10 protein-coding genes are annotated in these 6,636 nt (G+C 39.6%); 1 reads left to right on the forward strand and 9 read right to left on the reverse strand.

The window, feature by feature from the left end; genetic code table 11:
• Nucleotides 1–7 precede the first annotated feature (7 nt).
• Nucleotides 8–754, forward strand: a complete 747-nt coding sequence (locus DW835_RS11620; RefSeq protein ID WP_243037151.1) for a copper homeostasis protein CutC — start codon at nt 8–10, stop codon at nt 752–754.
• Here the strand turns inward: DW835_RS11620 and DW835_RS11625 are convergent.
• The 9 genes from DW835_RS11625 to DW835_RS11660 form a co-directional block, all read right to left on the reverse strand.
• Nucleotides 744–1,520, reverse strand: a complete 777-nt coding sequence (locus tag DW835_RS11625; RefSeq protein ID WP_118731161.1) for an HAD family hydrolase — start codon at nt 1,518–1,520, stop codon at nt 744–746. The two genes, DW835_RS11620 and DW835_RS11625, sit on opposite strands and share 11 nt — an antisense overlap.
• A gap of 20 nt (nt 1,521–1,540) precedes the next feature.
• Nucleotides 1,541–2,011 carry a GNAT family N-acetyltransferase gene (locus DW835_RS11630; RefSeq protein WP_118502947.1) on the reverse strand — a complete coding sequence of 157 codons (471 nt, stop codon included), beginning with the start codon at nt 2,009–2,011 and terminating at the stop codon, nt 1,541–1,543.
• Between the two features lie 52 nt (nt 2,012–2,063).
• A complete protein-coding gene (locus DW835_RS11635) occupies nt 2,064–3,410 on the reverse strand; it encodes an AAA family ATPase (RefSeq protein WP_117466490.1) in 1,347 nt (448 codons plus the stop codon).
• 173 nt (nt 3,411–3,583) lie between these two features.
• Nucleotides 3,584–3,748 carry a hypothetical protein gene (locus DW835_RS18030; RefSeq protein ID WP_006857209.1) on the reverse strand — a complete coding sequence of 55 codons (165 nt, stop codon included), beginning with the start codon at nt 3,746–3,748 and terminating at the stop codon, nt 3,584–3,586.
• Nucleotides 3,749–3,889: 141 nt separating this feature from the next.
• Nucleotides 3,890–4,492: an alpha/beta hydrolase gene (locus DW835_RS11640; RefSeq protein ID WP_117466489.1), complete on the reverse strand. Its 603-nt coding sequence runs from the start codon at nt 4,490–4,492 to the stop codon at nt 3,890–3,892.
• 229 nt (nt 4,493–4,721) lie between these two features.
• Entirely contained in the window at nt 4,722–5,111 is a 390-nt protein-coding gene (locus DW835_RS18445) for a hypothetical protein (RefSeq protein ID WP_118502949.1), read from the reverse strand.
• A gap of 51 nt (nt 5,112–5,162) precedes the next feature.
• Nucleotides 5,163–5,510, reverse strand: a complete 348-nt coding sequence (locus DW835_RS11650; RefSeq protein WP_118540118.1) for a hypothetical protein — start codon at nt 5,508–5,510, stop codon at nt 5,163–5,165.
• 64 nt (nt 5,511–5,574) lie between these two features.
• The gene (locus DW835_RS11655) at nt 5,575–6,102 is read right to left on the reverse strand and encodes a hypothetical protein (RefSeq protein ID WP_118731162.1); all 528 of its coding nucleotides are present in this window, start codon (nt 6,100–6,102) and stop codon (nt 5,575–5,577) included.
• 110 nt (nt 6,103–6,212) lie between these two features.
• The gene (locus tag DW835_RS11660) at nt 6,213–6,590 is read right to left on the reverse strand and encodes an SdpI family protein (RefSeq protein WP_003864540.1); all 378 of its coding nucleotides are present in this window, start codon (nt 6,588–6,590) and stop codon (nt 6,213–6,215) included.
• Nucleotides 6,591–6,636: the final 46 nt, after the last annotated feature.

Genomic DNA, 6,636 nt, shown 5'->3' on the forward strand with positions numbered 1-6,636 from the left:
GATTATTTTGAAAGGATTATTGGAAATCTGCTGCGGCAGCTTCGAAGATGTGAAAACCGCCTGGCAAAATGGTGCCGACAGGGTGGAGCTTAACAGTGCACTGTATCTGGGTGGTCTCACACCTTCTACCGCCAATCTGATCTGTGCAAAAGAGCTGTGCAGCATCCCTATTGTAACAATGGTCCGCCCAAGAGGAGGCGGCTTCTGCTATTCCCAGGATGAATACGAGACCATGCTCTTAGATGCCCGCATACTTTTAGAGCACGGAGCTGACGGTATTGCTTTCGGCTTCCTGACAGAGGACCATGCCATCCATAGGAACCGGACACAGGAAATGATCGACCTCATCCATAGCGCCGGAAAAGAAGCTGTATTTCACCGGGCGTTTGATTGTGTTGCGCAGCAGGAACGTGCGGTGGAAGCATTGATCTTACTTGGTGCGGACCGGATCCTCACCAGTGGTGGTGCACCCGATGTATGGTCGGGCAGAACGCAATTGCAAAAGCTTCAAAGCCAGTATGGTAAGGATATCACATTTTTAGCCGGAAGCGGCGTGAATGCACAAAACGTAAACGCTCTGATGGAATATACGAGCATAGAGCAGGTTCATACATCCTGCAGAAGCTGGCAGCCGGATGCGACCGCCTCCCTGCAGGACGTGGACTTCTCTTATGATAGAAACCGAAAGAATGCATATGAAGCAGTGGATGCCGGAAAAGTGAAGGAAATGCGGGCAGCAATGCCTATATTGTAATCAGCCCATGCTCTAAGCAAAAATCGTAGACTCCGTCTTCTTCCACCGATCTGCACGTGCAGGTGGCGTGGGCTTTGATCTCATCCTTCGCATTCCCCATGGCCACACCGGTGCCGACTGCTTCCAGCATCTCGATATCATTGACGCCATCTCCAAAAGCGATGGCTTCCTCCTTTGTAAAGCCAAAATGCTGAAGTACCGCGCGCACAGCGTTTCCCTTCCCACATTCCAGAGGAATGATATCAGCCGCTCTATCCCACCACGCTGTAATCTGTGTATGGTGCGTACCATAGAGAATCCTCTCATACTCTTCTTCCCGGCAGGCACACATCATCTGATAGATATCCTCACGAACCCGTTCATCGAATTGTTTATCGATTTTCAGCATCTCATTACCGAATCTGAAATACTGCTCCAGATCCGGATCTGTACCGTTGGTGATGATAAAATGTTCGTTACTTATCGCTACCGCCCTATGCATGCCTTTCAGATTCTGAAGGATCTGAAGCTTGTCCATCCGATCAAGCGGGCACTTAAAAATAATCTCGTCTCCTACTGTTACATAAGAACCGTTAAAGGTCAGAAGAGCATCGAAATCAATCCCCGGAAAACGCGGCGCCGACAGATATCCTCTTCCGGTCGCCATACACAGCTTCACCCCATTCCGATGAAGAGAAATTAATGCATGCAGCGTCCGCTCACTTAATTCTTTATGACCCATCTTCAAAAGTGTCCCATCGACATCAAAAAATGCAATTTTAATCATGCTTGCCACCTCCGTCCGGCTCACAGGATATATTCCATCTGCCGTTCTTTTGTCTTCATTCCCATCTTTTCATAAAAGTGCTCTGCCGAAGTGTTGCCTGCCCAGACGTTCAGGGTTACTTCATAGCAGCCCAGTTCTTTTGCCTGCTGTTTCACATATTCAAACAGGCTTTCCCCGATATGCTGCCCCCGTGTCTGCTTGTCAACGCAAAGGTCATCGATAAACAATGATTTAAAGGGCACCATATTAGTGGAAAAGGGCTGCTCCCTGAGTTGGCAGAATGCGTAGCCCATGCACAGATCGTCCTCGTCTACGGCAACATAGATAGGGTGATCCTCCTGTTCCAATAGCTCTGCCAGCTCGCAGGGGGTGTATTTCGTAGTACCCGGTATAAAAATATCCGGACGGATCTCTGCATGTATCTGTAATACCTGCCCCAACAGTGCAAGAATTCTTGGAATGTCCTTTTTTTCTGCCTTGCGAATCTTCATTTCTATTTCGCTCCTTTATTCGACAAATCCCGTTTTATTACTTCTCCCAGTGTTATAACCCTTCCATGTCTAGATCCACGATTAACTTTCCAATTTTCCGTTCTTTTAAAAGATAGCACATATAGATAGGAAGATATACCACGGCTCCCTCCTGTTCCATATTTGCTACCGATAAAACATATGCTTTCTCAATATGATAATCAGAAATTTTCATAAAGTTATCCAAGGATTTGTGTGCCTTGTAAGCTTTCCCGGATTTCACCTCAATGGGAACCACTTTCCCATCCATTTCGACCAAAACATCCAGTTCCCCTATATTTTTCTTTTTACAGAAATAAGGTTCCAAACCATTGGCCGTTAATTGCTGTGCCACAGCATTTTCAAAGTGAGCACCGTTATTTACTTCGCTGTTTTTATTGATCAGTTCCAGTTTGGTTTCCGCCGGATATGCACTGGTAAGCAAACCGGTGTCATTGGAAAAAAGTCGGAACACATTACTGCTCTTGCTCGCTTTGAGAGGAATAACAGGAGCTTCCACGTTATACACCGGTAACGCAACTCCGGCATCTTTCAGCCATAAAAAGCTGTTTTCATATCTGTCAAACTTTAACTCTTTATTCAGCATTGTAAATACAAATTTTTTATTCTGTTTATTCAATTCTGCCGGAATGATATCATAAATAGATATCAATTTCAGTTTTTTATCTTCACTCTCATATTGAGAGAAATCCTCTTTATATAGCGCAACGATATCCCGTTGTACCTTATCCACTTCCCGGATATCTTTTGTAGCAATATAGATTTTTACCGCATCCGGCATGCCTCCGACAATTAGATAGATAAAAAACAGCGACAATAGCTTCTGATGTATGAATTCATCCACGGGCTGACATGTTTCAAATTTCGCTTTCAACATTTCCAAAGTTGTTTTTGACACATTATTTGCTATCATGAATTCTTCAAAATCCATCGGATACATTGTCAAAACAGTTAAATATCCAACCGGAACCGACGTTATTCCCTTAAGCTCTACTCCTAATAAGGATCCGCTCATTACATATTTGAAGCTGCCTTCTTCTACAAGGAATTTTATTTTTGTCACTATTTCCGGACATTTCTGTATCTCATCAAAAAAGACGACCGTTTCCTGCGGCTTACAATCCTCCGGCATAATCATTTTTAATTTCACCAGAAACTCATTCGCACTCATTTTTACATTGAGATAATCCACCAAATCCGGCTGATCTATAAAATTAACTTCAAACTTACGATATCCGCTTTTGGCAATTTCCTCTCTTATCAGCCAGGTCTTTCCAATCTGTCTGGCGCCTGTTACCAATAATGCTTTATCCGATCTTTTCAACCATTCTTCTATGATAATAGAGTCTTTTCTATACATAAATTCCCTCCTCCCTTTTTAACAGTATCTCTTTTGCCCCGTTTTTTCAATATGATTTGTAATATTTTGCCCCGTTTTATTCAATTTACCATTCCAAAGGTATTTTTTTCTTTCTCGTCGAATTCTTTTTTCCATGCAAAAATAATTGTTGTATCATCCCTATAAACTGGAATTTACTTGCTTTTCTTCTCTTTGCTGCGTCTCACTAATGCGATAAATAGTTCAATAACTCCGCCACATAGCCATATGATACCTAACGCAATATTTTCTGCCCAGAACCAAAACGGTGACATAACAATCCATGTAATCGCTAAAATAAAAATTCCCCTACTGCTCATGATTTTCCTCCTGAAACTTCGATTGTTGCTTACATTATACTTCGTCCATCTCTCTAAGGACAGTGGGATGTTGTGATGAAAGTGAGAGAGATCGCTTACCTGTCAGACAATTTATCTTACTATATTTTTTGCACGATAAATTTACTGATTTAATATCTCTGCAATCGTGTTTGGTGCATATTTATTGAGTTCATGTCCTGCATTTGGAACGATGTGCAAAGTAGCTTGGGGTAGCAATTCTTTTAGCCTTTTAGAAGCCTTTAGATTGGCAGTATCCTTTTTGCCACACAAAATTGTTACTGGACAACGAATATTATTTAATTGCAAAGTAAAATCCAATGACCGCATAGAGTGAGCCAATTTTATGGTGCTGCTTTTTGATAGTCCCATACTTTCAAAAACCTTGTTTGGCATACAACGGAAGATAAGATTTTGAAAATCTATCAGTAAACTTGGAACTTTATATTGTGCGCCAATCAAAACCAGCGAATCCACTTTTTCCTCATGTCGAATAGCAAAATCAATCGCAAGAAGCGCACCTAACGAAAGACCGCAGATACGAAGCGGCTCTTTTACTTCTGAATACCGCTGTTCTAAATCACCCAAAATCTGCGAATAGGATATTTCATCTTCTGTTGAAGAAAAAAGTTCTGGGCAATCGACATCAGAAATTGATAGTTGTTGGGCTACTTCTTTCCAGTCCTGTGCAGTTTGTCCCAACCCATGTAAAAAAACAGTTTTCATTAAACGCCTCCTAAGCTCAAGATAACCATCAATGCACAAACAAACTTGAAGTTGCGCGTTTCTACAAGCGGTGCATAAATGCAATGAATTGGCTGATGGGAGCTTGCTCACATTCGGACACATTCATTTGCATTTATATAGCGCGCCAGCGCGACATGAGCATGAAGCGTAGCGAAATGCGAATGACACTGCTTGGATAAGCAAAAATTTTATTGCTTACAAACAGACATTATCTTGCATATAAAATATGTAAATCTCCGTCAACAAATCCAATGCCTATTGCTTGATATTCTTTTAATTTTCCAGCATATTTTCCAGAAGAAAGGTATTCATTCACTAAACCAATAAAAAAGGTTTCCACTAATTTCCAATCACTTTCACACTCTATTACGAAAGGATGATCTCTTGTAGTAAAGACTTCATCACAAGCCCAATCATCATTATCCTTATCGAATGAAAATGTGCCGACCAATTCAACAGACCATTTATTATCTGTATCTTCATATAAATTAAAGTTAATTGCTTTTATTTCACTATTCAATTCATTCTTCAAAATTAAATCTAACCATTCAAAGAAATCTTTGGTTTTATTCAGTTTTAACCTTTCAAGTAATCCCATAACTTCACCCTCCACAAACTTCGATTTCTCAGTTTCAAAAACTGGAAGTTGTTAGTTGTTTGGAATCACTTCTCCATTTTCATCTAAAAGATAGATTGCATAAACCGTTCCTATCTGCAATGGATCACTTTCCATTACATCACCATTAAATACAACACGGATATTATCATCTACATTCAATTCTGGTGCTCCTCCTGCTGATACTACATCTTTTGTAACAGAAAATTCCTCATCAACAGAAATCCCACTATTAAATGCTTCTATACACCTAACATCAACATATTCTTTATTTACTTCCAAAACTTTTGCATTAAAATATGCTTGTTCTGCTTCATTTTTACATCCAGACAACGCTACTATACAGCCCAATACTGCTAAAATAGATAACCACCTTTTCATACTCAACACCTCTTTAAATCCCGATTTTTCGTTCTCTGCGCCTTCCCAATAAACGGGAAGTTGGTTACTTCTTGTAATTCATTTTCTTACTTAATACCCCAAACAAAGCCAATAAAAATATTCCTATTCCAAGCAATACGCCAGCCACTTTCATTAATTCATTGTTTGTATACTCTGTATCCGGAAGAATCCCATACTTGTAATAAGAATAACTAACATGGTCTGTGGTATATGCAGCTATGGAATCTCCTACATTATATTCCGAATATACAAATCCCGGTACTTGCATTCGCTTGTGATAATCATTCACTTTTCCATTGTTGTAGTAGAAGAAATAATTCTGAGATATCGTATCAGCCGAGGCATCTTCAGCCCTTTTACCTGTAATCACAATATCCTCCATATAGTAATCTTCTCCCAGTACCATCTCTTCCATTTGTGTATTAAATGCTTTAGATGTCAAAAGTATATTTATCCAGACTGTAATGAAAACTATACTTAAAATAATGAAACAAATCCAAAACAAAATTTTCTTTTGATTTCCAGTTAATATTTCTTTTGATTCTTTGTGCTCAACCAATTTATTACTCATTCCATAATACCTCTAAAGTACTTTTTTCTTCTTCCTTCCCTTCGTCCAAGAAGTGTATCTCACTCAAAGAACTCGGTCAATCCCGATTTCTCAGTTTCAAAAATTGGCATTTATCGTCTTGTTCCATTCTTATCAAAATTCTTTTTTAATGCTATTTCTGTTGGGAGAATAGACCCAATTAAAGGAATAAGTTGAACACCACAGATAATTCCTCCTATACTCCCAACACAATCTTCATTTTTTCCAATCACTAAAAGCATGAATATTACTGTTATCGGCAACATAACCATTCCACAGACATACCAGACTTTACCACAATATTTATGAGCAAATTCCCATGTGTCTTTGTTCTTCATAGACATCGAAGTCCGATATCCAAATACTGAATTTATTTCCTTTGGAGCCTTTTTCATAAAATATCTTCCAAAACCAATCATCGTAAATGGAAGAAGCAAATCCATAATCAACATAAAAATCCAAAACCCCATTGTAAACCTCCCATAATAATCTTTGTTTTTCTCTTGTTAACTCGCT

Origin of the sequence: Clostridium sp. AM34-9AC, from assembly GCF_003480225.1 — a bacterium.
GTDB classification, from domain to species: domain Bacteria; phylum Bacillota; class Clostridia; order Lachnospirales; family Lachnospiraceae; genus Acetatifactor; species Acetatifactor acetigignens.